We start from the raw sequence: 24,424 nt of genomic DNA on the forward strand, positions 1-24,424 counted from the left end.
CCACGCCGGAACAGCTGGCCGCCAGGCCAGCTGTTTTGCAGCGACACACTTGGCTCGACCCGAAATAGCCTGATTTCTTTGCGACGCTTCGCCTGTTTGCCTGTCGAATGCCTCGGTGTTCGACCAATCCGGGACCGCAAGCCCGCTTGCGACTGATCGGCCGTATGGGAAACGTCATGCTCGAAGGGATATTGCTGGTCACCACAGGCTTTTTTGTGCTCGTCACGCTCCTGCCGCTCTGGCGACATCGCGCCTGGTGGGTGCGCGTTTGGGAGTTTCCGCGACTGCAGCTCGGCACGCTGCTGACTGCATTGCTGATCGCGCAAGGACTGCTGCTCGATTACCGCCAGGCCTGGCCTTTTCTGCTTTCGGCCCTGACCGCAGCCTGTCTGGTCTACCAGCTTTGGTGGATCGCGCCCTATACGCGCGTCTGGCGCAACGAAGTGCTGCGCGCCGCGCCCGATGCGCAGGGCCCACGCATTCGGGTGATGGCTTCCAACGTGCTTGGGCCGAACAGGGCGTCCGATCGCCTGTTGGCGCTGGTCCGCCAATATCGCCCCGATGTGCTGGTAACGCTCGAGACCGATCAGTGGTGGGAAGCACAGCTCGATCAGCTGGCCGCAGAGTATCCACACAGCATCCGCTGCCCGCAGGACAACCTCTACGGTATGCACGTCTATTCGCGGCTGCCATTGGAGGAGCCTGAGCTGTGCTTTCTGGTCGAGGACGACGTGCCGTCGATGCATGCCCGGGTGCGCATCAGTGATGAGCTCGCGGTGCGCATGCATTTTCTGCATCCCGCTCCGCCCAGCCCGACCGAGAACGAGGAGTCCACCGAGCGCGATGTCGAGCTGCTGGTGGTGGCCCGCAGCGTGCAGGGCAACGATGACCCGATCATCGTCACCGGTGACCTCAACGATGTGGCCTGGGCGCCAACCACCCGACTGTTTCGCAAGATCAGCGGCCTACTCGATCCGCGCGTCGGCCGCGGCATGTACAACACCTTCCACGCCCATCACTGGTTCCTGCGCTGGCCGCTGGACCATTTCTTCCATAGCGCGCATTTTCGCTTCGTCCGCCTGCTGCGCCTGCCGGACATCGGCTCCGACCACTTCCCGGTGTTCATCGAACTGCAGTACGACCCCAAGCACACTGAGCAGCAACACGGCCTCGAAGCCGACCGCGAGGACGTGCAGCAGGCCGAGGAAACCATCGATGAGGAGCCCGTCACCCCGAGCGACGTGCCGCAACCGGATGCCGAACCGCAGCGCTGAGCTGCACCACCCAAGTCAGTCGCTAGAGGGAAAGCTATGCTGAACGGCATAGCAGTTCCCGGTTCCGAAGAGAGAGGCTGCATTGACTCCCATACCCGAACTTCCCGCCATCACACCGGAAACCCTGCGTCGGCTTGCCTTCGACCAGTCCATCCGCTGGACCAGCCAGAACGATGACCTTTGGCAACTGATCGACAACGACCTGTGGCAGCTCACGCGCAATCCCAGCCTGGTTCTCAGCACTGTTCCCGAGCAGCGACTGGAGGCACTCCTGCAACGCGCCGAATGCCATCGTCTGGTGGAAGGCATCGTTGAAGCTCAGCAGGCACGACTGGAGCGCGCAACCTGGTTCCCCAGCCAGCGCTACGGCGAAAAACTCGCCGAGGTCGCCTACTTTTCCATGGAGTACATGCTCAGCGAGGCGCTGCCGATCTATTCCGGCGGGCTCGGCAATGTCGCCGGCGACCAGCTAAAGGCAGCCAGTGACCTCGGTGTTCCGGTTACCGCGGTGGGCATGCTTTGGCAGCACGGCTACTTCCGCCAGAGTATCGGCCCCGACGGCCACCAGCAGGCGCTGTACCCGGTAAACGACACGCGACAGATGCCCATCGAACCGCTGCTCGATGCAACCGGCGCCCCGTTACGGTTGGCCATTCAGCTTCCCGGCCTGCAGATCTGGCTGCGCGGCTGGCAGGCCATGGTCGGCCGCAACCGACTGCTATTGCTAGACACCAACGATCCGGCCAACCCACCCATAGCGCGGCTGATTGCCAGCGAGCTCTACGGCGGCGACAACGAGATGCGCCTGCGCCAGGAACTGGTGCTCGGCATTGGCGGCTGGCGTTTGCTGGAGGCTGCCGGGCGGCGGCCTGATGTGCTGCACCTGAACGATGGCCACGCCGCGTTCGCCATCCTGGAGCGCGCGCGCAGCCATATGGCCAGAGAGCGCGTCTCCTTCGCCGTCGCGCTCAACGCAACGCGCGCCGGCAATCTGTTTACCACCCACACACCCGTCGAAGCCGGTTTCGATCGTTTCCCGCCCGAGTTGGTAAGCCAGTATCTGGAGCGCTATGCCGAGTACGAACTGGGCATTTCACTACAGGCGTTGCTGGCAATGGGGCGCAAACACCCGCAAGACCCGCACGAGCCATTCAACATGGCCTATCTGGCGACGCGCGGTGCTGGCGCGGTCAACGCCGTCAGTCAGCTGCATGGCCGCACCAGCCGTTACATCTTTCGCGAGCTGTATCCACGCTGGCCTGTCGAGTCCGTACCTGTCGGCCATGTCACCAACGGCATCCACTTGCCGACCTGGGTTTCACCAGACGCCGAAGCCCACTGGTATGAGTTGCACGGCGACGAGATCCCCTGGCGAGGCACCGACCAGGTCTCGGTGGACGAGCTACTGGCTCGGGTCGACGATCGTTGGTTGTGGCAGATTCGTCAGTACGCACGTGGCGAACTGCTTAATTTCGTACGCAGCCATCTGGCTCGCAGCCTCGCGGTGCATGGCGCCTCGCCAGCGGAAATCGAGGTCGCCGGTTCGCGCCTGCATCCCGAGCGTCTGACGCTGGGTTTCGCCCGTCGCTTCGCCAGCTACAAGCGACCCAACCTGCTGCTGCAGGATCCGGAGAGACTGGCACGCATCCTCACCCATCCCGCTTATCCGGTGCAGCTGCTGGTGGCTGGCAAGGCACACCCTGCCGACCGCACCGGCCAAGCGTTGCTCGGCGAATGGCAACGTTTCGCCGCCAGGGCCGATATCGCCGGACGCGTGGTATTTCTCGAGGATTACGACATGCGCATCGCACGGCACATGGTGCAAGGCGTGGATGTCTGGCTGAACACTCCGCGTCGTCCGTGGGAAGCCAGCGGTACCAGTGGCATGAAGGTGCTGGCCAACGGAGGGCTTAACCTTTCACAGCTTGACGGCTGGTGGGCCGAGGCCTATGCCGCTGATCTCGGCTGGGCCGTCGGCGATGGCCTGGAGCACCCGCCCGAACATGATGCTGCCGACGCGGAACAGCTTTATCGGCTGCTCGAAGAGCAAGTAGTGCCCTGCTTCTACAGGCGCGATGAGCAGCATATCCCGACCGCCTGGGTAAAACGCATGCGCCGCAGCATGAGTGAACTAGTGGAGCAATTTTCCGCCGATCGCACGGTGCGCGAATACACCGAGCGTTATTACCTGCCGCTGGCCACTGCCTACCGCCGACGCTGCGCAAATGGCTCGGCCTTGGCTTCGGCGCTGTCACACCAGATCACCTGTTTGCGCAGCTATTGGCACGAACTGGCCTTCGAACAGCTTGAGTGGCGGAGCGAAGGCGGCACCCATCATCTCGAGGCGCGGCTTCACCTGGGACGCATTGAGCCGCAGCAGATAGCCGTGCAGCTGTTCGCCGAATCGCAGGGGGCCGAGCCGGCTGCCGTCCACGCATTGACGCTCCAGCACCACGACGGCGCATACGCCACCTTCCAAGTCGACCTGATCACCCAACGCCCGTCAGCCGACTACACGGCGCGAGTGATACCCAGCTCCGACCTGGGCCTCGCCGTGCCGCTGGAGCTGTCGCTCATTCTCTGGCAGCGATGAGATAGTGCTCAGGTGCGCGCGTCATGCGTTCGAGACCAGGCGATACCCTACCCCAGGCTCGGTCACGATAAAGCGCGGCGCAGCCGGATCATCGCCAAGCTTGCGCCGCAGGTGCCCGATAACGACACGTAGATAGTGACTGTCGCCTCCGTGGGACGGCCCCCATATTTCTTTCAGCAAATGCTGCTGTGTCACCACCCGACCAGCGTGACGGGCCAGCTCCGCTAGAACCGCAAACTCCTTGCGCGTCAGGCTCACAGCTTGATCATCCAGGCTGACCCGTCTGAACGCGAAGTCTATGCACAGGGCGCCTGCAACCACCTGAGCTGCCGTGCTCGCAGGAACCGTGGATTGACGCAACAGCCCGCGCACCCGGGCGAGGAACTCCTGAACACCGAATGGCTTGGTGACGTAGTCATTTGCGCCAGCATCGAGCGCCCTGACCTTTTCCGCCTCACTGGAGCGTACCGACAACACAATCACCGGTACCTGGCTCCAACCACGCAGCTCGCTCAACACGACCTGGCCGTCCATGTCAGGCAGGCCAAGGTCCAGCACCACGAGATCCGGCCGCTCAAGCGCCGCGCGGGTCAGACCATCGCGGCCATCGACGCTCTCGACCACCCGATAGCCTTGCGAGACAAGGCTGATGCGAAGGAATTTCCGGATCTGCGGCTCATCGTCGATGATCAGAACACTTGCCGATTCGCCACTCACGAAAGACCTTCCTCCATTTCCGGCTGCGGCGATAGCGGCAGCTCCAGGATCACGCTTGCGCCTCTGCCATTGAGCCCATCATCAACCAGTACGCGCCCGCCATGAGCGCCGATCATGCCCTGGCAGATGGCGAGACCCAGCCCGGTGCCCGGACCGCCCCGATCGCCCCGTGCAGCCGTGTAGAACATGTCGAAGATCTTCTCTCGCTCCGCTTCGGGAATACCGGGCCCCTCATCCCTGACGATGAAACGCAACTTGTTGACGTCCGCTGCAATTTCTACTTCCACGCACCCTCCCGGGGAGGAAAATCGCGCAGCGTTCTCCAGTACGTTGATCAGCGCCTGCTCGATCAGCGCCGCGTGGACGTACAGCAGCGGCAGTCGGTCGGGAATCCGAACTATGACCTGAAGCCCAGCCAGGACCCGCTGCAGGCGTTGCAGGGCACTGGCGACAATGTCGGCCGGCGTCACCCAGTCGTGGATCAGCTTGAGCCCGCCATGCCCCAGACGTGTCATGTCCAGCAGGTTCTGGATATAGCGATCCAGCCGCTCCGCTTCGTCCCGCGTGGTTTCCAGAAGTTCCTGCCGGTCAGTCTCACTCATGCCCGGCCCCAGACTGGCCAGGCAGTCGATGGACCCGCGCATGGCGGTCAGTGGTGTGCGCAGATCGTGCGAGACGGAAGCCAGCAAGGCGCTGCGCAACTCCTCGTTCTGGCCATGCAGGCGGGCCGCTTCCAGTTCATCGGCAAGCGTCGCACGGCCCAGCGCCTGGGCAAGCGGCTGGGCCAGGGCGGTTATCAGCCGACGTTTCGGCGGCGGCAGCTGCGTCCCGGCTAGAGGCTGAATGCCCAGCAAGCCCAGCGATTGCCCATCTCCGCTGAGCGGCAGCCACCACCATTGCCCGCCAGGCAAGGTATCGGTCCCCTGCCCCGCGGGCTGCCCGTGTTTCCAGGCCCACTCGGCCGCCGCCAGCGCCTGGTCGTTCAGATCAGGCAGAGCACCGCCCTTGAACGACCACTCGGCCTTCTTCGTTCGCATAGCCACCACAGCCTCGATATCCGGCAACAACTGCAGCTGGTGAACTGCAACGGCACAGACCGCCTGTACATCTGTCGCAGCGCTGAGCCGCCGGGAAAGGTCGAGCAGCGCCGTGGTCTGCGCCTGAGCCTGACGCAGGGACTGCAGCTGGCGGCGCTGGCGACTGGCAAGATTGCCGGCCAGGACTGCCATCAACAGGAAGAACAACAGCGTCAGCACATCTTCCTGACGCGCGACGATAAAGGTGAAGGTCGGCGGGATGAACAGAAAGTCGTAGAACAGAAACGACAATCCCGCGCAAGCCAGCGCCGGACCCAGGCTACTGCGTACTGCCACGACCAGCACCGCTGCGAGAAAGACCAGAGAGATGTTGGGTAGCGCGAGGTAGCGCGACAGCACCAGCGCGGCCCCGGTCGCCACCAGGGTCGCCAACAGCGCCAAGAGGTAGGTGCGCCAGTCCGCTGCCCGCCTCGCCTCGCCGACCCTGCGCGAGGGCGTGCGTTGCTGGTCGAGAACACTGACTTCCAGCCCCTGACCTGCCGCGATGAGCTGCTCGGCGACCGAACGCATGAACAAGCGTTTCAGGCCCCGTCGTGCTCCGCTACGTCCGACTAGGAGCAACGTAGCGCGGCGCTCGTAGGCGTGATCGATCAGTGTTCGCGCTACCCGTTCCCCGCGCAGCTCCACCACCTCACCGCCCAGCCGCTCTGCCAGTTGCTGAGCTGCTTGCAGATGAGCGAGCTCTGTCTCGCCACGATTCGCCCCGGTGTTCACATACACGACCGACCACGGCAGGTGCCTGCGCTCCGCAACACGTGCGGCATGCCGTACCAGTCCTTCGGCTGCATCGTTACCGTGGATACCGACCAGCAGGCGACCACGAACGGCCGGCGCCGACTGACCCTGCAAGCGGTAACGCCGGTTCAGCTCGGCATCGACCCGCGCGGCGGCAGTCTGCATAGCCAGCTCACGCAAGGCCGTCAGGTTGGTCTGCGTGAAGAATGCATCAATGGCCGCCCTGGCCTGATCGGGCACATAAACCTTGCCTTCGCGCAAGCGTTCCAGCAGCTCGCGCGGCGGCAGGTCGATCAGCAGGATGTCGTGCGCCTCCTGCAGGATCCAGTCCGGGACGGTTTCCCGGACCTGTATCCCGGTAATCGCGCGGACCTGATCGTTCAGGCTTTCCAGATGCTGGACATTGACCGTGGTATAGACGTCGATGCCTGCTTCGAGCAGTTCCAGCACATCCTGCCAACGTTTGCTGTGGCGACTTCCAGGCGCGTTGCTATGGGCCAGTTCATCCACCAGCACCACACGCGGCCGCGCCGCCAGCAGCCCGTCGAGGTCCATCTCGTCCAGGGTGATGCCGCGATACTCGCTGCGGATCAGCGGCTGCTCGGGCAGGCCAACGAGCATCGCTTCGGTTTCAGCCCTGCCGTGGGTTTCGACCACACCCACACGCAGGTCGCATCCGAGACGATTCTGGCGCTGTGCGGCCTGCAGCATCGCGTAGGTCTTGCCGACCCCGGGCGCGGCTCCGAGGAAAACCTTGAGACGCCCGCGGCCTTCCCTTGGTACATCGTCGAGCAGCGCATCCGCGCGCAGGGCATCGCTCATTCACATCACTCGCTGGGGGCAGGCAGGCGATTGTCAGCCAATGCAAGATTCAGAGCCAGCACGTTGACCACGGCGGGTCCCACCAGAGGGGCTTCGAGGTATTCGAGCAGCAAGCGGTCCAGACGCTCGGGCTGGATGCCCCGAGCGGACGCCACCAGTGACGCCTGAAAGCGGGCCGCAGCCAGCGTCAGGTGCGGGTCCAGCCCGCTGGCCGAAGTCGTCGCCAACTCCATAGGCACCGGCGCCGCAGGGCTGCCAGCCCATTCGATTACCCGCGCATGGACCTGATCCGCCAGTTCCGGGTTGCTTGGTGCCAGGTTGCTGGCGCCGCTGGCCACCGTCTCGTAGTCCCCCGCCGAGGGGCGCGGATGGAACCACTGCGCGCCTTCGAAACGCTGCGCCAACAAGCTGCTGCCACGCACCTGCCCGCTGGCATCACGAACCAGGCTGCCATTGGCCTGTTCGGCAAAGGCGAGCTGCGCCACAGCCGTGACCAGCAGCGGATAAGCGCCCCCTGTGATCAGGGTCATCAGGACCAGCAGGACGAACGCCGGACGAATTTGTTTGAGCATCTTTTCATCTCCAGAAGCCGCGCCACCCTGGCGCGGCGGGATTCAGACCAGACCAGTCGCGGTCAGTAGCAGATCGATCAGCTTGATCCCAACGAACGGCGCCAGTAGCCCGCCAAGTCCGTAGATCAGCAGGTTGCGCCGTAGCAGGCTGGCTGCATCGGCCGCCTTGATGCGCACGCCACGCAGCGCCAATGGGATCAGGACGACGATGATCAGCGCGTTGAACACGATCGCCGACAGGATCGCGCTCTCCGGGCTGTGCAGCTGCATCAGGTTCAGTGCCGAGAGCTGCGGATAGATGCCGATGAACAATGCCGGCAGGATGGCGAAGTACTTCGCCACGTCGTTGGCGATCGAAAAGGTCGTCAACGCGCCCCGTGTCACCAGCAGCTGCTTGCCCACCTGAACCACGTCGAGCAGCTTGGTCGGATCGGAGTCGAGATCGACCAGGTTCGCCGCCTCCCGCGCCGCCTGGGTGCCGTCGTTCATTGCCATGCCGACATCGGCCTGCGCCAGCGCTGGCGCATCGTTGGCGCCATCGCCGCACATGGCGACCATCTTGCCCTCGGCCTGCTCCTGGCGGATGCGCTGCAATTTCTTCTGCGGCGTCGCTTCGGCAATCAGGTCGTCGACCCCGGCCTCGGCTGCGATCGCGGCTGCCGTCAGCGGGTTATCCCCGGTAACCATCACCGTACGTATGCCCAGCTGGCGCAGCTCGGCGAAGCGTTCGCGTATGCCTGGCTTCACGACATCCTTGAGATGAATGGCGCCCAACAAACGGTCATCGGCGCATACCAGCAAAGGTGTGCCACCACTCTGAGCGATCTTATCCACCTCACGTGCCAGTACCGGCGGAACCTGCTCGCGTGTCATGCCCAGATGGTCAAGCACGGCGTCTACCGCGCCCTTGCGATAGCGGCGGCCCTGATGATCGGCACCGGATAAACGGGTTTCGGCGCTGAATGGAATATTGCTGACGTTCTGTGTGGACGGCTCCGCCATCGGCGACAGGGCACGCAGGTATTCCACGATGGATTTGCCTTCGGCCGTGTCGTCCGCCAGCGAGGACAGCAATGCCGCGTAGGACAGTTCGGCGGTGGAAATGCCTGGGGCCTTCACCATCGCGGCGCAGCGCCGGTTGCCAAAGGTAATGGTGCCGGTCTTGTCCAGCAGCAGCACCTGGACGTCGCCCGCCGCCTCCACTGCCCGGCCCGACTTGGCGATCACGTTGAGCCGCACCAGACGATCCATGCCGGCGATGCCGATCGCCGACAACAGCCCGCCGATCGTCGTCGGAATCAATGTCACCAGCAGCGCGACCAGAAAGACCAGAGGCAGGTCGCCCCCGGCGAAGCGGGCGAATGGCTGCAGCGTGGCGACCACCACGAGAAAGATCAGCGTCAGCCCGATCAACAGGACGTCCAGCGCGACCTCGTTGGGCGTTTTCTGCCGCTTGGCCCCTTCAACCAGAGCGATCATTCGGTCCAGTGTGGATTCGCCCGGATCGCTGCTGATGCGCACCAGCAGCCAATCGGACACCACGCGGGTATTGCCAGTGACGGCCGAGCGATCCCCTCCCGACTCGCGGATCACCGGTGCAGACTCCCCGGTGATCGCCGCCTCGTTGACGGCCGCGATGCCTTCGATGACTTCCCCATCGCCGGGAACCAGTTCGCCGACCTCGACCCTTACCACATCACCGCGCCGCAGGCTGCTCGCCGCCACCTGGCGGAAATTGCCATCGTCATCGCGCAGGCGCGCTTCGAGTCCCTGCACGCCTGCCTTGAGGCTATCCGCCCGCGCCTTGCCGCGCCCTTCGGCAAGCGCTTCGGCAAAGTTGGCGAAGAGCACGGTGAACCACAGCCAGAGAGCTATCTGTATTGCCACCGGGCGACTGACCACCGCGTCGGGCAGGAAACACAGCAATGTGGTCGCTACAGCGGCGAGCTCGACCACCAGCATCACCGGAGATCGGGCGAGCCGGCGTGGGTCGAGTTTGACCAGGGCCTGCAGCAGCGCCGGCTTGCACAGCGCGGCAAAGGATGTAGCAGGTTGTTGCTCGGCACTTTCGAGTGCCGTTTGACGGACGTTCATCATGACGCTCCTCAGAAGCCTTGCAGCAGGACGAAGTGTTCGGCGAGCGGGCCGAGCGCGAGGGCCGGCAGGAATGTCAGCCCGCCGACCAGCAGGATCACCAGGGTCAACAGCGTCACGAACAGCGGCCCGTGGGTGGGAAAGCTGTTGGCATCGAGCGGTGCGCGATTCTTCGCCGCCAAGCTGCCGGCAATCGCCAGCACCGGCAGGATGAAGCCGAAGCGCCCCAGCAGCATGGCGAGCGCGATCATCAGGTTGTGATAGGTCGTGCCGGCACCAAAACCGGCGAAGGCCGAGCCGTTATTGCCGGTACCCGAGGTATAGGCGTACAGGATCTGGCTCAGCCCATGAGGGCCAGGATTGGTGATCGAGGCGGCGGGGCCCGGCAAGCTCACACCGAGCGCAGCCAGCACCAGCACACCCACCGGCATCACCAGCAGAGACGCCACCAGCAGGCGGACCTCGCGCGCTTCGAGCTTCTTGCCCAGGTACTCGGGTGTGCGTCCGATCATCAGTCCCGCCAGGAAAACCGTGACCAGCACGAACAGCAGCATGCCGTACAAGCCTGCGCCAACACCGCCGAACACGACCTCGCCCAGCATCATGTTGAACATCGGCACCATGCCGCCAAGGGGGCTGAAGCTGTCATGCATGGCATTGACCGAGCCGTTCGAAGCCGCGCTGGTCACGGTCGCCCATAGCGCCGAGGCGGCAATGCCCAGACGGCTTTCCTTGCCTTCCAGCGGCCCCGTCTGCTCCACGGCAATGTCGGCAAACGCAGGGTTGGGCTGATGTTCGGCGAGCAGGGTCGTTGCAAGACCAAGTGAGAACAGCACGAGCATGCAGGCCAGAATCGCCCTGCTCTGCCGAAGGTCGCGAACGTAGTGGCCGAACATGAATACCAGCGCGGCCGGCAACAGCAGGATCGCTGCAACTTCCAGCAGGTTGCTCCAGGCTGTCGGATTCTCGAACGGGTGGGCCGAATTGACACCGAAGAAGCCGCCGCCGTTGGTGCCCAGCTGCTTGATCGCGATCTGGCTGGCTGCCGGCCCCAATGGAATGCTCTGCTCGCCGCCCTGCAGCGTCACCACCTGCGCGTATTCCGCCAGGCTTTGCGGCACGCCCTGCCACACCAGCAGCAGCGCCAGGATCAGGCTGAACGGCAACAGTCCGTACAGCACCGCGCGGGTCATATCGACCCAGAAATTGCCGACTGCACCCGCGTTGCGGCGCGACAGTGCGCGGCAAAACACCACCAGCACCGCCAGACCCACCGCCGGGCTGACGAAGTTCTGCACACCCAGACCCAGCATCTGACTGAAGTAGCTGAGCTGTGCCTCACCGCTATAGGCCTGCCAGTTGGTGTTGGTGACGAAGCTCACTGCCGTGTTCAGCGCCAGGTGCCATTCGAGCCCGGGCAGCTGCTGCGGATTCAGCGGGAGCTGCCCTTGCAGCATCAGCATTGCAAGCAAACCCAGGAGGCTGAACGCAGTCAGCCCGAGCAGTGCCAGGCAGTAGCTCATCCAGTTCTGTTCGCGCTCCTGATCAATACCGGCAATGCGATAACACAGCCGCTCGACCGGCTGAAATACAGGTGCCAGCCAGGTGCGTTCGCCCTCCATTGCACGGTACAGATAGCGGCCAAGCCAGGGTGCTGGCGCCAGCACAAGGATGAAGAACGCCGCGATCAGCCAGTAGTCGTTGGCGTGCATGCGGCCTCCTAACTACGTTCGGCGCGCAACAGCGCAGCCAGCAGATAGAGGAAAAGAAGGATGGCCAGGCCCAATGCGAGCCCGTCGAGGATAGTCATGGGTAATGCTCCGTATGACGCGTCAATGCGTGTACGGAGTCTCGAGGCAGCCGGCGTAAAGATTCGATTGTGTTACCGGTCAGGGGGCGTAAAAAAACCGTAAATTCTGACGTTGGTCTTGCGCCGCCGCTCGGACCGGAACGCTACCCGCACGCCGCAGTCATCTATAAACCACCCGCATAGAGGATGCCGCGTCATGATCAAGCAAATGTTCGACAAATCCGCCCCACAGAACGTCCACGGCTGGGAACGCGCCGCCTCGCTGGCCGGCGGCCTGGTGTTGATGGGCAAGGGTCTGCGCCGTGGCGGGATTTTCGGTCTGGCCGAGCTGGCGATGGGCGGCATGGCCCTGGCCCGCGGCATCAGCGGCCGTTGCGAGGGCAAGCGCCTGTTGACCGAGATGGAAACGAAGCCGGCACTGCCGAGCCAGCGCTACAGCCATATGCCGATGGATTCCGAAGTGCACAGTTCGGACTTCACCGATGCGAGCGTTCAGATGCCGGACTCCACCCCCATGGGCAACGAAAGCCGCACCACGCCGCGCGTCTGATCGACCGGGCGGTGCTTCGATGATGTGCCGCCTGCGCACAGCCGCTACACGGCTGACGCGCAATCTCCCGGCGCTCTCGCAGCGCCGTTTGACTCTCTGGACAGCTCGGCCAGCTATAACTACTGGCCCAGCAATCGGTCCTGGTTCTGCTGCGCCATTTCCTTCAGGTAATCCCAGGTCGTGCGCATGCGCGCCAGGTCCTTGAACTCGATCGGCATCAACATCCAGAAGGTGCGGGTGAAACTGACCTCTTCGGGCAGCAGCAGTCGCAGCCGTGGATCGGCGTCGGCGGAAAACGCCGGCAGAATCGCGATCCCTGCCTCCATCGCCACCGCCTCCTGCTGCGCCAGCAGGCTGGTGCTGCGCAGGCCGATGGAGCGGGCGTCAGCGATGCCATCGAGAAACAGCAACTCCTTGCTGAACAGCAGATCATCCACGTAGCTGACGAAGCGATGTTCGGCCAGATCCTCGCGGCTGCGGATCGGCGGGTGTTCGTCGAGATAGGCTGGCGAGGCATACAGCCGCAGCACGTAGTCGGTGAGCCGGGTGATGATGAACGGCCCGCGCTCCGGGCGTTCCAGGGTGATGACGATATCCGCCTCGTGACGCGACAGGCGCACCGCCCGCGGCAGCGCCAGCAGGTCGATGTTCAGATGCGGATAGCGCCGGCTGAGCCCGGTGAGCTGGCCGGCAAGCATCACCGTGCCGTAACCCTCCGTGGCGCCGATGCGCACCTGCCCGGAAAGGCCATCACCCATGCTCGGCAACGAGTGCTCGATGGCCACGCTGGCGCTTTCCATCGCTTCCACCCGCGGCAGCAGATTGCGCCCGGCTTCAGTGAGCTTGTAACCGCCGGGCTCACGCAGGAACAGCTGCAGGCCCATGTTTTTTTCCAGCGCCTGCAAACGACGGGACACGGTGGTGTGGTCGACAGCGAGCCGGCGCGCCGCGGTCGTCAGCCGCCCCGCTCGGGCGACCTCGAGGAAATAGCGCAGATTGTCCCAGTCCATGGTTGAAGCCTCCATCAGCTCCTGTGCATTTATGCAGAACGACTCTGCAGTCGATCGCATTGTAATGTGGTTTTTTGCATTGCTACATTCAATGCATCTTCTCGCAGCTGTCCGCGAGTCATAACAACAACAGTGCCTTCTCAGGCGGAGAGCCATATGACAACGTCCAGCGCCATTCCTACCGTCAAATTGCTGATCGACGGTGAATTTATCGAATCGACCACCCAGGACTGGCGCGACGTCGTCAATCCCGCGACCCAGGAAGTCCTGGCCCGCGTGCCGTTCGCGACCGCCGAGGAAATCGACCGTGCCGTCGCCAGCGGCCAGAAAGCCTTCAAGACCTGGCGCAAGACACCGATCGGCGCGCGGGCACGCACCTTCCTCAAGTACCAGCAGCTGATCCGCGAGAACATGAAGGAGCTGGCGGCGATCCTCACCGCCGAACAGGGCAAGACCCTGGCCGATGCCGAGGGCGATGTGTTCCGCGGGCTGGAAGTGGTCGAGCACGCCGCTGGCATCGGCAACCTGCAGCTCGGCGAGCTGGCCAACAACGTTGCCGCGGGCGTCGATACCTATACCCTGCTGCAGCCGCTGGGCGTCTGCGCCGGCATCACGCCGTTCAACTTCCCGGCGATGATCCCCCTGTGGATGTTCCCGATGGCCATCGCCACCGGTAACACCTTCGTCCTCAAGCCCTCCGAGCAGGACCCGATGGTCACCATGCGCCTGTGCGAACTGGCGTTGGAAGCCGGCGTGCCACCGGGCGTGCTCAACGTGGTGCACGGCGGGCCGGACGTAGTGAATGCGATCTGCGACCACCCGGATATCAAGGCGGTGTCCTTCGTTGGCTCGACCAGGGTCGGCACCCATGTCTATAACCGCGCTTCACAAGCCGGCAAGCGGGTGCAGTGCATGATGGGCGCGAAGAACCACGCCATCGTGCTGCCCGATGCGCACGAGGAGCAGACCCTCAACAACCTCGCCGGCGCCGCCTTCGGTGCGGCCGGCCAGCGCTGCATGGCGCTGTCGGTGGTGGTGCTGGTGGGCGAAGCGCAGGCCTGGATTCCCGATCTGGTGGCCAAGGCGCAGACGCTCAAGGTCAACGCCGGTGTCGAGGCCGGCACCGATGTCGGTCCTCTGGTTTCCTGCGCAGCGCTGGATCGCGTCAGCGGGTTGATCGAACGCGGCGTGCGCGAAGGCGCCAAGCTGGAGTTGGACGGTCGCAACCCGAGCGTCAGCGGCTACGAGAACGGCAACTTCGTTGGCCCGACGATCTTCTCCGGCGTCACCCGCGAAATGAGCATCTATCAGGAAGAAATCTTCGGCCCGGTCCTCTGTGTCATGGCGGCGGCGACCATGGACGAAGCCATCGAGCTGATCAACGCCAACCCGAATGGCAACGGCACCGCCATCTTCACCCGCTCCGGCGCGGCGGCGCGGCACTTCCAGGAAGAGATTGACGTGGGTCAGGTGGGCATCAACGTACCGATCCCGGTGCCGGTGCCGATGTTCTCCTTCACCGGCTCGCGCGCCTCCAAGCTCGGCGACCTCGGCCCGTACGGCAAGCAGGTGGTGCAGTTCTACACCCAGACCAAGACCATCACCGAGCGCTGGTTCGATGAGAACGAGGTCGGCGGCCCGGTCAACACCACCATCAATCTGAAGTGACATCTACCCACCGGGCCGGCGGACGCGCCGGCCCTCAAGGATGCTGAAATGACATTCGAAACCCTGCTCGTCGACATCCAGGAGCGCGTTGCGCTGATTACCCTCAACCGGCCGCAGGCGCTCAACGCGCTCAACGGCCAGCTGATCAACGAGCTCAACCAGGCGCTGGGCCAGCTCGAGGCTGATCCGCAGATCGGCTGCATCGTGCTCACCGGCTCGGCCAAGGCCTTCGCCGCCGGCGCCGACATCAAGGAAATGGCCGAGCTGACCTATCCGCAGATCTATCTGGATGACTTCTTCGCCGACGCCGACCGCATTGCCACCCGTCGCAAGCCGCTGATTGCCGCCGTCGCCGGTTACGCCCTGGGCGGCGGCTGCGAACTGGCGTTGCTCTGCGACATGATCTTTGCCGCCGATAACGCGCGTTTTGGCCAGCCGGAAGTCAACCTCGGCGTACTGCCGGGCATCGGCGGCACCCAGCGCCTGACCCGCGCCGTGGGCAAGGCCAAGGCGATGGACATGTGCCTGACCGGTCGCCAGATGGACGCCGCCGAAGCCGAGCGCGCCGGTCTCGTCGCCCGTGTATTCCCGGCCGAAAGCCTGCTGGAGGAAACCCTCAAGGCCGCCCGGGTGATTGCCGAGAAATCCCTGCCGGCCACCATGATGATCAAGGAAAGCGTCAACCGCGCCTTCGAGACCACGCTGGCCGAAGGCATCCGCTTCGAGCGTCGCGTGTTCCATGCGGTGTTCGCGACCGCCGATCAGAAGGAAGGCATGGCCGCATTCAGCGAGAAGCGCAAGCCTGAGTTCACCAATCGCTAAGCCGCATCTGGCCATAACAACAAGAGGAAACACGCCATGCATATCGGATTTATCGGTCTCGGCAACATGGGCGCGCCCATGGCCCACAACCTGCTCAAGGCAGGCCACCAGCTCAGCGTCTTCGACCTCAACGCCGCGGCCGTCGAGAACCTGGTCGGCGCCGGCGCGCTTCCGGTCGATTCTCCGACCGCCATCGCCCAGGGCAACGCCGAACTGATCATCACCATGCTGCCGGCCGCCGCTCACGTGAAAGGCGTGTACCTGGGCGCGAACGGCCTGATCGCCCACAGCCGCGCGGGTGTGATGCTCATCGACTGTTCCACCATCGACCCGCACAGCGCGCGCGAAGTGGCCAAGGCCGCTGCCGAGCATGGCAACCCGATGCTCGACGCGCCGGTCTCCGGTGGCACCGGCGGTGCAGCAGCCGGCACCCTGACCTTCATGGTTGGTGGCAGCGATGCGGACTTCGATCGTGCACAACCGATCCTCGCGGCCATGGGCAAGAACATCGTGCACTGCGGTGCGGCCGGCAACGGCCAGGTGGCCAAGGTCGCCAACAACATGCTCCTGGGTATCTCCATGATCGGCGTCGCCGAGGCCATGGCGCTGGGCGTCGCACTGGGCATGGATGCCAAGACCCTGGCTGGCGTGATCAACACCTCCAGCGGTCGCTGCTGGAGCTCGGACACCTACAACCCCTTCCCTGGCGTACTGGACAACGTACCGGCCGCCCGCGGCTACAGCGGCGGCTTCGGCAGCGATCTGATGCTCAAGGACCTCGGCCTGGCTACCGAGGCCGCCAAGCAGGTGCGCCAGCCGGTGATCCTCGGCGCCCTCGCCCAGCAGCTCTACCAGAGCTTTAGCGCCCAGGGTTATGGCGGCCTGGACTTCTCGGCGATCATCAACCAGTACCGCAAGGACACCTGACCATGAGTGCAACCGAATGCCCCGTGCTGGCCGCCGTACGCAACCACGTCGGCCACCTCACCCTAAACCGCCCGGCCGGGCTGAATGCGGTGACCCTGGAAATGGTCCGTCTGCTGCAACAGCACCTCAGCGCCTGGGCGGCCGATCCGCAGATTCATGCCGTGGTACTGCGTGCCAATGGCGAAAAAGCCTTCTGCGCCGGCGGTGACATTCGTTCGCTGTACGACAGCTTCCAGCGCGGCGACACCGAGCACGAAACCTTCTTTGAGGAGGAATACGCCCTCGACCAGTACATCCATGCCTACCCGAAGCCACTGCTGGCGCTGATGGACGGTTTCGTCCTCGGCGGCGGCATGGGCCTGGTCCAGGGTGCGTCGCTGCGGGTGGTCACCGAGCGCGTGCGCATGGGCATGCCGGAAGTCGGCATCGGCTATTTCCCGGATGTCGGCGGCAGCTATTTTCTCTCACGCCTGCCGGGTGAACTTGGCACCTACATGGGCGTCACCGGCCTGCAGATCCGCGCCGCCGATGCGCTGCACGTCGGCCTGGCCGACTGGTGTGTCAGCCACGACCAGATCGCCGAACTGGATCGTTGCCTCGACCGCATGAGCTGGTCCGTTCACCCGCAGGAAGGGTTGCGCACGCTAGTGGCGACGCTGGGCAGCAACAAGCTCCCTGGCTCTGAGCTGAAGGCACTGCATCAGGCCATCGACGAGCATTTCGGTAAGAGCGATGTGGTCGCGATTCGCGCCTCGTTGGCCGCCGAAACGCGTCCGGAATTTGCCGACTGGGCCGAGGAAACGCTCAAGGTGATCGACAGCCGCTCGCCCTTGGCGATGTGCGTGACCCTGGAGATGCTGCGGCGCGGCCGCGAGCTGCCGATCGCCGACTGCTTCGCCCTGGAGTTGCATCTGGATCGTCAATGGTTCGCCAAGGGCGACATCATGGAAGGCGTGCGTGCGCTGATCATCGACAAGGACAAGTCACCGCGCTGGAATCCACCGACGTTGGCAGAGGTCACGCCTGAGCGCGTGCAGGCGTTCTTCGACGGCTTCAAGGCCACGACCGGCAAGGCACGTCGCAGCGCCACGGCCTGAACCTCTTTTGCAGCACAACAACAAGAAGAGAACGCGCAATGCATGACCTCGAACTCAGCGAAGACCAACGCATGATCCGCGACATGGCGCGCGACTTCGCCCGCCGCGAGATCGCTCCTCATGCACAGGCCTGGGAAAAGGCCGGCTGGATCGATGACGCCCTGGTCGCCCAGATGGGCGAGCTTGGCCTGCTCGGCATGGTCGTCCCGGAAGAATGGGGCGGCAGCTATATCGACTACGTCGCCTACGCGCTGGCCGTGGAGGAAATCTCCGCCGGCGACGGCGCCACCGGCGCGCTGATGAGCATCCATAACTCGGTGGGCTGCGGCCCGGTGTTGAATTACGGCTCGCAGGCGCAGAAGGACGAATGGCTGGCGGAACTGGCCAGCGGTCGCGCCATCGGCTGCTTCGCCCTCACCGAACCGCAGGCCGGCTCCGAGGCGCACAACCTGCGCACCCGCGCCGAACTGGTGGACGGCCAGTGGGTACTAAATGGCAGCAAACAGTTCTGCAGCAACGCGAAACGAGCGAAGCTGGCCATCGTTTTCGCGGTGACCGATCCGGACCTCGGCAAGAAGGGTCTTTCCGCCTTTCTGGTGCCTACCGACGCCCCGGGTTTTGCGGTGGAGCGCAGCGAACACAAGATGGGCATCCGCGCCTCCGACACCTGCGCGGTATCGCTCAGCGACTGCAGAATCCCCCAGGCCAATCTGCTTGGCGAGCGCGGCAAGGGCCTGGCAATTGCGCTGTCGAACCTCGAAGGCGGGCGTATCGGCATCGGCGCACAAGCCCTGGGTATCGCCCGTGCGGCCTTCGAAGCCGCCCTGCTCTACGCCCGCGAGCGGGTCCAGTTCGGCAAGCCGATCGCCGAGCACCAGAGCATCGCCAACATGCTCGCCGACATGCAGACCCAGCTGAATGCGGCGCGTCTGCTGATTCTGCATGCCGCGCGGCTGAAGAGCGCCGGCCTGCCGTGCCTGTCCGAAGCCTCCCAGGCCAAGCTGTTCGCCTCGGAAATGGCGGAAAAGGTCTGCTCGCAGGCGGTGCAGATCCACGGCGGCTACGGCTATCTCGAGGATTATCCGGTCGAGCGTTATTACCGCGATGCCCGTATCACGCAGATCTACGAGGGCTCGAGCGAGATCCAGCGCCTGCTGATCGCACGGGAGCTGGCGAACTACGCACTGTAAGCTCACTTCGTACTGGGCGAATGCCGTGCTGCGATCTGACAGCTCGGCATTCGCCATAGAGGCGTGTTTTCCCGCGGCAGCGCCAGCCAGACATGTATCCAAGCCGACTCAACGACACACAAACAACGCCTGACAAACCGGCTGCTGTTATCCGGGCCCAAATAAAAAGGGGAGCCGCTAGGCTCCCCTTCAGGGCGTGTTGCTTTGTTCTTCTTCTGCTGACGGGCTTGTTGTTTTTGTTGGCAGCCCGGTCGGACATCGTCCGAGTAGCAGTCCCATAAGGGACATAAAGAACAAACGGATTATTTTGGTCGCTGATGTTGCCACTACCCTCACGGGCTCAACCGGTTCTGGAGCTGCCTCAAGGCAGTTTTATTGTTCTCGGTCCGGTCGACAGGAAACCTGTCGGGCAATTCCTCTCCAAAAGAATCAGTTTGCTACGTCTCCCACCTGCTTGTTTTTATTGTGTCGGAGTCGCTACGTGTTGTTCTTGTTATTGGGTGTGCTTTCTTGTTTTTGTTGTGCCGCTAATAAAGCATTTTCCGTGCCATGTTTTGTAAAACCTTATTTTTCAATGAGTTACTGATTTCCTAGCGCTGTAAATTGTCGTCTCAGCGCTGGATTCGTTACCGCGCGCCTCAGCGCCCGTTACGCTGTACAAAGGAAGTAACACCTTTGGGTAACCCTGCCATGATCTTTGCGATACGCAGCGGCAGCCACGGGCAGGCGATATGAGGCTGTGCACGATGCCCCAATGCAAGACACCCCGGCAGTGATTCACTGTCAGGGTGTCGATCGCTCTATCGGCATAGGTAGGTTCTTCGGCTGGTTAGCGCCTGGGTCGTATCAGGCGTCTGCTGTCTGCACAGCAGTTTCCTTGCGTCTGGCCAGGTAATCGCAGACGACGATGGCCAGTAATGGAACGAGACCGACATTGAGAGCAACATGCCAGGATCCAATGAGGGCCACGAAGAGCATTCCCACGACCACGATCGCGGCAACACAGTGAGCCAGGAAACGGCACAGTTCGAGTGCAACTACTTGTTGTTCGGCATGATTATTCATGACGTTTGACTCCCCGTTTTTGTTGTAATAAGCAGCCTCGTTTTCATAGTAGTCCGCTGGCATAAAGTCGCAACCTGAACCGACGTGCGGCACGTCTAGCCTGCGTATTACAGGCTATACACGACTTTGGTCGATAACGTGGCATTACTTCGAACAGGGCGCTGACATAAGCGTTATATATTGTGGAATCGATTTCTTGACTGCATGTCCAATAAAAGCGCGCGCCGAACCGTTATAAATTAGATGACTCACAAACCTGCCATGCACTCGGCCAAATTGATCAGAATATCTTCCCTTCGAAGCCGCCTTCGGTAGCTCGCTCAATCCCAACCGGCGTCTGAACTGCAGCGCAAGGTCCGCCTGGCTTTGCCTGGTGTACGCGAAAAGCGCGGGGCCGGCGCCACTTGCACGATGCCATCGAGGTCCTGATAGACACCGCGCTGACGCAGATGCGGATGCTGCGCCGCCTCGGCCAACTCGAGCACCGGTGCGAAACAGGCATCGCTGCCCTCCAGCAGGGCGCACCACTCGGCCTGGGTACGGGTAGCGAACAAGCGCTCCAGCAGCTCGGCCTGTGCTGGCCATTCAGCCGGATCGGCACACCCCACCCAGAGCCCTTCCGGCGCATCGATGCGCTCCAGCAATTCTCGCCAGAACTGCGGCTCCAGCGGGCCTATGGCAATCTCGCGGCCATCCGCGCAGCGATAGCATCGATAGTTAGGTGCTGCACCGGCCAGCGGATTACGGTCGCGCTGCATGTCGATCCGTCCGCTCGGCAGCAGACCGGCAAAGAAGGTCATCAGCGACGACACGCCATCGACGATCGCCGCATCGATCACCTGGCCCTGGCCGGAGCGCTCGCGCTCCCATAACGCGGCGAGGATGCCGACCGCGAGATACAACGAGCCGCCGCCGAAATCGCCAACCAGGTTCAACGGCGGTATCGCGGTTCCGCTCTCGCCACGGATTGCCGCCAGCGCACCGGTCAGTGCGATGTAGTTGATATCGTGACCAGCCGCCTTGGCCAGCGGGCCGGTCTGGCCCCAACCGGTCATGCGTCCGTAGATCAGTTTCCGATTGCGCTGCAGCAGCTCCTCCGGCCCGAGCCCCAGCCTTTCCATCACGCCTGGCCGATAACCCTCGATCAGCACATCGGCGGTCTGCGCCAGCTCAAGGCAGCGCGCACGCCCTGCTTCGCTGCGGATATCCAGCGTCAGCGTCTTGCGCCCACGATCGACCACAGGGTTCGGCCAGCCGTTACCACCCTCGCGTTCGATGCGCAGCACTTCGGCGCCCATGTCTGCCAACAGCATCGCGCAGTGCGGCCCTGGGCCGATCCCGGCAAACTCCAGCACGCGCAGGCCGCACAGCGGTCCGCTACGGGCATCGTCGTGTTCGTTCATGGCAAATCTCCTAGATTCACACGCACGCAGACGCGCCCCGCACCGAAGCACGGAGCGCGTATGGGTAACAGGCGTTACTGGTTGACGGCGCTGGGCTGGTTCTCGACCAGATGGTTGCGATAGCGCTCGCGCAGCACCTTCTTGTCAATCTTGCCGGTAGCGGTCAGCGGCACCGCGTCGAAGATCACCGCATCGGGCATCCACCACTTGACGATGTTCGGCTCCAGATGGGCGAGAATTTTCTCCACGGTGACTTCGGCATCGGCATGCGGCTCGATCACCAGTACCGGGCGCTCCTCCCATTTGGGGTGGAACACGCCGACCACCGCTGCCACCTTCACACCGGGACAGGCCGCCGCGACGTTCTCGATATCGATGGAGCTGACCCACTCGCCGCCGGACTTGATCACGTCCTTGCTGCGGTCGGTAATACGCATGAAGCCATCGGCATCCAGCGTGGCGATGTCACCGGTGTCGAACCAGCCATCCTCATCCAGCGCGCTTTTCTCGCTGCGGTAGTAGCGCTCGACCGTCCAGGGGCCGCGCACCTTGAGGCTGCCGGAACTAACGCCATCGCACGGCAGCTCACGCCCTTCCTCGTCGACGATCTTCAGTTCGATGCCGAATTGCAGGCGTCCCTGACGGGTCCAGATGGTGTCGTTGGTCGCTTGCTGACCACGTTCGGCCAGCTTGGGCGTCGGCGTTGCCACCACACCCAGCGGGCTGGTCTCGGTCATCCCCCACAGCTGACAGACCGCGACGCCGTACTTGGTCTGGAAGGTCTCGGCCATGGCCCGCGGAACGGCGGAACCGCCGATCACCAGACGCGCCAGGCTGCCGGAATCCTCACCGCTACGTTCCAGATGGGCGAGGTACATGGTCCAGATGGTCGGCACGCCGCCGGACAGAGTCACGCCCTCGGTCTTGATCAGTTCCTGCAGGCTCGCGCCGTCCATCTTGTCGCACGGCAGCACGAACTTGCAGCCATTGATCGCCGCTGCGAATGGGATGCCCCAGGCGGTGCCGTGATAGAGCGACGAGCACGGCATGATGCAATCGAAGGCGGACAGGCCGAACGCGCCGGACAACCCGGCGGCCATCGCATGCAGCACCACCGAACGGTGGCTGTAAAGCACACCCTTTGGGTCGCCGGTGGTGCCGGAGGTGTAGCAGAGCACCGCACCGGCGTTCTCGTCGAACTGCGGCCAGTCCAGCGGCTGCTCGGCGGCGATCAGCTGCTCATAACCCAGCACATCCTGCAGACCGGAACTCGGCTGCGCGGCCAGCTCGATGAAATGGCGGATATTGCCCAACCGCGGCCGCAACCGGGCGACGCAAGCGGCGAAGCTGCTGTCGAACAGCAGTACCTGGCTGCCGGCATGGTTGATGGTGTAGACGATCTGCTCGTCCGACAGCCGCGGGTTGGCCGTGTGCAGCACCGCACCGATGCCGGGCACAGCGAAGAACAGCTCGTAATGGCGGTGGGTGTTCCAAGCCAGCGATGACACGCAGTCGCCGGGGCCGATGCCGAGCTTCCCCAGCATGCTGGCGGCCTGCGCCGACCGGGCGGCGAGCCCGGCATAGTCATAACGCCAGAGGGGTTCGTCGACCAGCCGCGAGACGATCTCGCGATCACCATGCGCACGCGCGGCGTGGGTGACGATGCTGCTGATCAGCAGCGGGGCGTTCTGCATCAATCCTGGTTGCATGTTTCCTACCTCTATCTTGTTTTTATTGTGCAAGTGCCGGTCGAGGAAACGGCGTTCTACCGGCACCACTGAAATCATGTATCGATGCGCCATAAGGCACGCAGGCGCAGCGGGTTCAGGTCAGACCGGTTCTCCGAGGTTGCGCGCGATGACCAGGCGCTGGATGTCGCTGGTGCCTTCGTAGATCTGGCAGACCCGCACATCGCGGTAAATGCGCTCCACCGGGAAGTCGGCCAGATAGCCGTAGCCACCGAGCGTCTGGATTGCTGCCGAGCAGACCTTCTCCGCCATCTCCGAGGCGAACAGCTTGGCCATCGACGCCTCCACCAATGCCGGCCGTCCGGCTTCGCGCAGCGCGGCAGCGTGATGCACCATCTGCCGTGCCACGGCGATCTGGGTCGCCATGTCGGCCAGGCGGAAGGCCACGGCCTGATGCTCGATGATCGGCTTGCCGAAGGTTTCCCGGTCCCGGGCGTAATCACGCGCCGCTTCGAACGCCGCGCGGGCCATACCGACCGCTTGAGCGGCGATGCCGACGCGTCCGCCTTCAAGATTGGCCAGGGCAATGCGATAACCCTCGCCCTCCTCGCCCAACCGGTTGGCCACCGGCACGCGCAGGTCCTCGAAGGCGATCTGGCAGGTATCCGACGCGTGCTGGCCGAGCTTGTCCTCCACCCGCACCACCTGATAACCCGGGCTGTCGGTCGGCACGATAAAGGCACTGATGCCGCGCTTGCCGGCATCCGGGTCGGTCACGGCAAAGACGATCACCGTGCCGGCATGCTTGCCGGAGGTGATGAACTGCTTGGCACCGTTGAGGATGTAGTAGTCGCCGTCACGCCGGGCGCGGGTGCGTAGGCTGCTGGCGTCGGAGCCCGCTTGCGGCTCGGTCAGCGCAAAGGCGCCGATCTGCTCACCACGCGCCAACGGAGTAAGGAAGTCACTCTTCTGCTGGTCGTTGCCGAAACGCAGGATCGGCACGCAGCCTACCGAGTTGTGCACGCTCATGATGGTCGAGCAGGCGCCGTCACCGGCAGCGATTTCTTCCAGCGCCATGGCGTAGGCCAGGTAGCCGGTATCGCTGCCGCCCCACTGCTCCGGCACCAGCATGCCGAAGAAGCCGAGCGCGGCCATCTCGCCAATCGCCTCGGCCGGATAGCGATGCTCGCGACTCCACTGTTCGGCGAACGGCCTCAGTCGTTCCTGAGCGAACTGGCGGGCCATCTCGGCGATCGCGTTTTGATCTTCATTGGGCAGCATGGGTGCCTC

General features: G+C 63.6%; 19 protein-coding genes. 8 read left to right on the top strand and 11 right to left on the bottom strand.

All coding sequences use genetic code 11. The features are described from left to right. The first annotated feature begins 176 nt into the window (after positions 1-176). Positions 177-1,274, top strand: coding sequence for an endonuclease/exonuclease/phosphatase family protein (locus UIB01_RS12085; RefSeq protein ID WP_038665714.1), 1,098 nt, complete (start codon positions 177-179; stop codon positions 1,272-1,274). An 82-nt stretch (positions 1,275-1,356) separates the two neighbouring features. Beyond that, a complete protein-coding gene (gene glgP / locus UIB01_RS12090) occupies positions 1,357-3,867 on the top strand; it encodes an alpha-glucan family phosphorylase (protein ID WP_038660685.1) in 2,511 nt (836 codons plus the stop codon). A gap of 21 nt (positions 3,868-3,888) precedes the next feature. Here glgP and UIB01_RS12095 read toward each other — a convergent pair whose 3' ends face one another. From UIB01_RS12095 to UIB01_RS22785, 6 genes are read right to left on the bottom strand one after another with little or no spacing between them, the layout of a single operon-like run. After that, the gene (locus tag UIB01_RS12095; RefSeq protein ID WP_038660688.1) at positions 3,889-4,584 is read right to left on the bottom strand and encodes a response regulator; all 696 of its coding nucleotides are present in this window, start codon (positions 4,582-4,584) and stop codon (positions 3,889-3,891) included. Beyond that, positions 4,581-7,238 (bottom strand): DUF4118 domain-containing protein, encoded by a 2,658-nt coding sequence (locus UIB01_RS12100; RefSeq protein ID WP_038660691.1) that lies wholly within the window; start codon positions 7,236-7,238, stop codon positions 4,581-4,583. Before UIB01_RS12100 ends, UIB01_RS12095 begins: the two co-directional genes overlap by 4 nt. 5 nt (positions 7,239-7,243) lie before the next feature. Beyond that, positions 7,244-7,810 (bottom strand): potassium-transporting ATPase subunit KdpC, encoded by a 567-nt coding sequence (gene kdpC, locus UIB01_RS12105; RefSeq protein ID WP_038660694.1) that lies wholly within the window; start codon positions 7,808-7,810, stop codon positions 7,244-7,246. Between the two features lie 42 nt (positions 7,811-7,852). Continuing rightward, complete coding sequence (kdpB, locus tag UIB01_RS12110) at positions 7,853-9,904, bottom strand: potassium-transporting ATPase subunit KdpB (RefSeq protein WP_038660697.1); 2,052 nt, start codon at positions 9,902-9,904, stop codon at positions 7,853-7,855. Between the two features lie 11 nt (positions 9,905-9,915). Further along, positions 9,916-11,616 carry a potassium-transporting ATPase subunit KdpA gene (kdpA, locus tag UIB01_RS12115; RefSeq protein WP_038660700.1) on the bottom strand — a complete coding sequence of 567 codons (1,701 nt, stop codon included), beginning with the start codon at positions 11,614-11,616 and terminating at the stop codon, positions 9,916-9,918. An 8-nt stretch (positions 11,617-11,624) separates the two neighbouring features. After that, positions 11,625-11,714 carry a potassium-transporting ATPase subunit F gene (locus tag UIB01_RS22785; RefSeq protein WP_080695083.1) on the bottom strand — a complete coding sequence of 30 codons (90 nt, stop codon included), beginning with the start codon at positions 11,712-11,714 and terminating at the stop codon, positions 11,625-11,627. 196 nt (positions 11,715-11,910) lie between these two features. On the opposite strand from UIB01_RS22785, the gene UIB01_RS12120 reads away from it, so the two are divergent. After that, positions 11,911-12,264: a YgaP family membrane protein gene (locus UIB01_RS12120; protein ID WP_038660704.1), complete on the top strand. Its 354-nt coding sequence runs from the start codon at positions 11,911-11,913 to the stop codon at positions 12,262-12,264. 119 nt (positions 12,265-12,383) lie between these two features. Here UIB01_RS12120 and UIB01_RS12125 read toward each other — a convergent pair whose 3' ends face one another. Continuing rightward, the gene (locus UIB01_RS12125; RefSeq protein ID WP_038660707.1) at positions 12,384-13,274 is read right to left on the bottom strand and encodes a LysR family transcriptional regulator; all 891 of its coding nucleotides are present in this window, start codon (positions 13,272-13,274) and stop codon (positions 12,384-12,386) included. A 156-nt stretch (positions 13,275-13,430) separates the two neighbouring features. Between UIB01_RS12125 and UIB01_RS12130 the strand changes: the two genes are divergently transcribed. The 5 genes from UIB01_RS12130 to UIB01_RS12150 are packed head-to-tail and all read left to right on the top strand — an operon-like array spanning position 13,431 to position 18,978. Then, positions 13,431-14,942, top strand: a complete 1,512-nt coding sequence (locus UIB01_RS12130) for a CoA-acylating methylmalonate-semialdehyde dehydrogenase (protein WP_038660709.1) — start codon at positions 13,431-13,433, stop codon at positions 14,940-14,942. A 48-nt stretch (positions 14,943-14,990) separates the two neighbouring features. Next, complete coding sequence (locus tag UIB01_RS12135; RefSeq protein ID WP_038660712.1) at positions 14,991-15,764, top strand: enoyl-CoA hydratase; 774 nt, start codon at positions 14,991-14,993, stop codon at positions 15,762-15,764. Positions 15,765-15,800: 36 nt separating this feature from the next. Next, positions 15,801-16,691: a 3-hydroxyisobutyrate dehydrogenase gene (gene mmsB / locus UIB01_RS12140; RefSeq protein WP_038660715.1), complete on the top strand. Its 891-nt coding sequence runs from the start codon at positions 15,801-15,803 to the stop codon at positions 16,689-16,691. Positions 16,692-16,693: 2 nt separating this feature from the next. Beyond that, positions 16,694-17,788, top strand: a complete 1,095-nt coding sequence (locus UIB01_RS12145; protein WP_038660718.1) for an enoyl-CoA hydratase/isomerase family protein — start codon at positions 16,694-16,696, stop codon at positions 17,786-17,788. Between the two features lie 38 nt (positions 17,789-17,826). Beyond that, the gene (locus UIB01_RS12150) at positions 17,827-18,978 is read left to right on the top strand and encodes an acyl-CoA dehydrogenase family protein (RefSeq protein ID WP_038660721.1); all 1,152 of its coding nucleotides are present in this window, start codon (positions 17,827-17,829) and stop codon (positions 18,976-18,978) included. A gap of 846 nt (positions 18,979-19,824) precedes the next feature. Here UIB01_RS12150 and UIB01_RS12155 read toward each other — a convergent pair. From UIB01_RS12155 to UIB01_RS12170, 4 genes are all read right to left on the bottom strand, one after another. Then, on the bottom strand, positions 19,825-20,043 hold the full coding sequence (locus tag UIB01_RS12155; RefSeq protein ID WP_038665717.1) for a hypothetical protein: 219 nt from the start codon (positions 20,041-20,043) through the stop codon (positions 19,825-19,827). A 320-nt stretch (positions 20,044-20,363) separates the two neighbouring features. Then, positions 20,364-21,446 (bottom strand): CaiB/BaiF CoA transferase family protein, encoded by a 1,083-nt coding sequence (locus tag UIB01_RS12160; protein WP_038660725.1) that lies wholly within the window; start codon positions 21,444-21,446, stop codon positions 20,364-20,366. Between the two features lie 74 nt (positions 21,447-21,520). Beyond that, entirely contained in the window at positions 21,521-23,140 is a 1,620-nt protein-coding gene (locus UIB01_RS12165) for a long-chain fatty acid--CoA ligase (protein WP_038660728.1), read from the bottom strand. A gap of 135 nt (positions 23,141-23,275) precedes the next feature. Beyond that, on the bottom strand, positions 23,276-24,415 hold the full coding sequence (locus UIB01_RS12170) for an acyl-CoA dehydrogenase (RefSeq protein WP_038660732.1): 1,140 nt from the start codon (positions 24,413-24,415) through the stop codon (positions 23,276-23,278). Between the last annotated feature and the right edge of the window lie 9 nt (positions 24,416-24,424).

Origin of the sequence: Stutzerimonas decontaminans (assembly GCF_000661915.1) — a bacterium.
Lineage (GTDB): Bacteria > Pseudomonadota > Gammaproteobacteria > Pseudomonadales > Pseudomonadaceae > Stutzerimonas > Stutzerimonas decontaminans.

What these genes read in the sequence shown, in the direction of transcription:
- UIB01_RS12085 (WP_038665714.1), top strand. Translation starts at nt 177, where the DNA reads ATGCTCGAAGGGATATTGCTGGTCACCACAGGCTTTTTTGTGCTCGTC.
- UIB01_RS12100 (WP_038660691.1), bottom strand. Translation starts at nt 7,238, where the DNA reads ATGAGCGATGCCCTGCGCGCGGATGCGCTGCTCGACGATGTACCAAGG.
- kdpC (WP_038660694.1), bottom strand. Translation starts at nt 7,810, where the DNA reads ATGCTCAAACAAATTCGTCCGGCGTTCGTCCTGCTGGTCCTGATGACC.
- kdpB (WP_038660697.1), bottom strand. Translation starts at nt 9,904, where the DNA reads ATGAACGTCCGTCAAACGGCACTCGAAAGTGCCGAGCAACAACCTGCT.
- kdpA (WP_038660700.1), bottom strand. Translation starts at nt 11,616, where the DNA reads ATGCACGCCAACGACTACTGGCTGATCGCGGCGTTCTTCATCCTTGTG.
- UIB01_RS22785 (WP_080695083.1), bottom strand. Translation starts at nt 11,714, where the DNA reads ATGACTATCCTCGACGGGCTCGCATTGGGCCTGGCCATCCTTCTTTTC.
- UIB01_RS12120 (WP_038660704.1), top strand. Translation starts at nt 11,911, where the DNA reads ATGATCAAGCAAATGTTCGACAAATCCGCCCCACAGAACGTCCACGGC.
- UIB01_RS12125 (WP_038660707.1), bottom strand. Translation starts at nt 13,274, where the DNA reads ATGGACTGGGACAATCTGCGCTATTTCCTCGAGGTCGCCCGAGCGGGG.
- UIB01_RS12130 (WP_038660709.1), top strand. Translation starts at nt 13,431, where the DNA reads ATGACAACGTCCAGCGCCATTCCTACCGTCAAATTGCTGATCGACGGT.
- UIB01_RS12135 (WP_038660712.1), top strand. Translation starts at nt 14,991, where the DNA reads ATGACATTCGAAACCCTGCTCGTCGACATCCAGGAGCGCGTTGCGCTG.
- mmsB (WP_038660715.1), top strand. Translation starts at nt 15,801, where the DNA reads ATGCATATCGGATTTATCGGTCTCGGCAACATGGGCGCGCCCATGGCC.
- UIB01_RS12145 (WP_038660718.1), top strand. Translation starts at nt 16,694, where the DNA reads ATGAGTGCAACCGAATGCCCCGTGCTGGCCGCCGTACGCAACCACGTC.
- UIB01_RS12150 (WP_038660721.1), top strand. Translation starts at nt 17,827, where the DNA reads ATGCATGACCTCGAACTCAGCGAAGACCAACGCATGATCCGCGACATG.
- UIB01_RS12155 (WP_038665717.1), bottom strand. Translation starts at nt 20,043, where the DNA reads ATGAATAATCATGCCGAACAACAAGTAGTTGCACTCGAACTGTGCCGT.
- UIB01_RS12160 (WP_038660725.1), bottom strand. Translation starts at nt 21,446, where the DNA reads ATGAACGAACACGACGATGCCCGTAGCGGACCGCTGTGCGGCCTGCGC.
- UIB01_RS12165 (WP_038660728.1), bottom strand. Translation starts at nt 23,140, where the DNA reads ATGCAGAACGCCCCGCTGCTGATCAGCAGCATCGTCACCCACGCCGCG.
- UIB01_RS12170 (WP_038660732.1), bottom strand. Translation starts at nt 24,415, where the DNA reads ATGCTGCCCAATGAAGATCAAAACGCGATCGCCGAGATGGCCCGCCAG.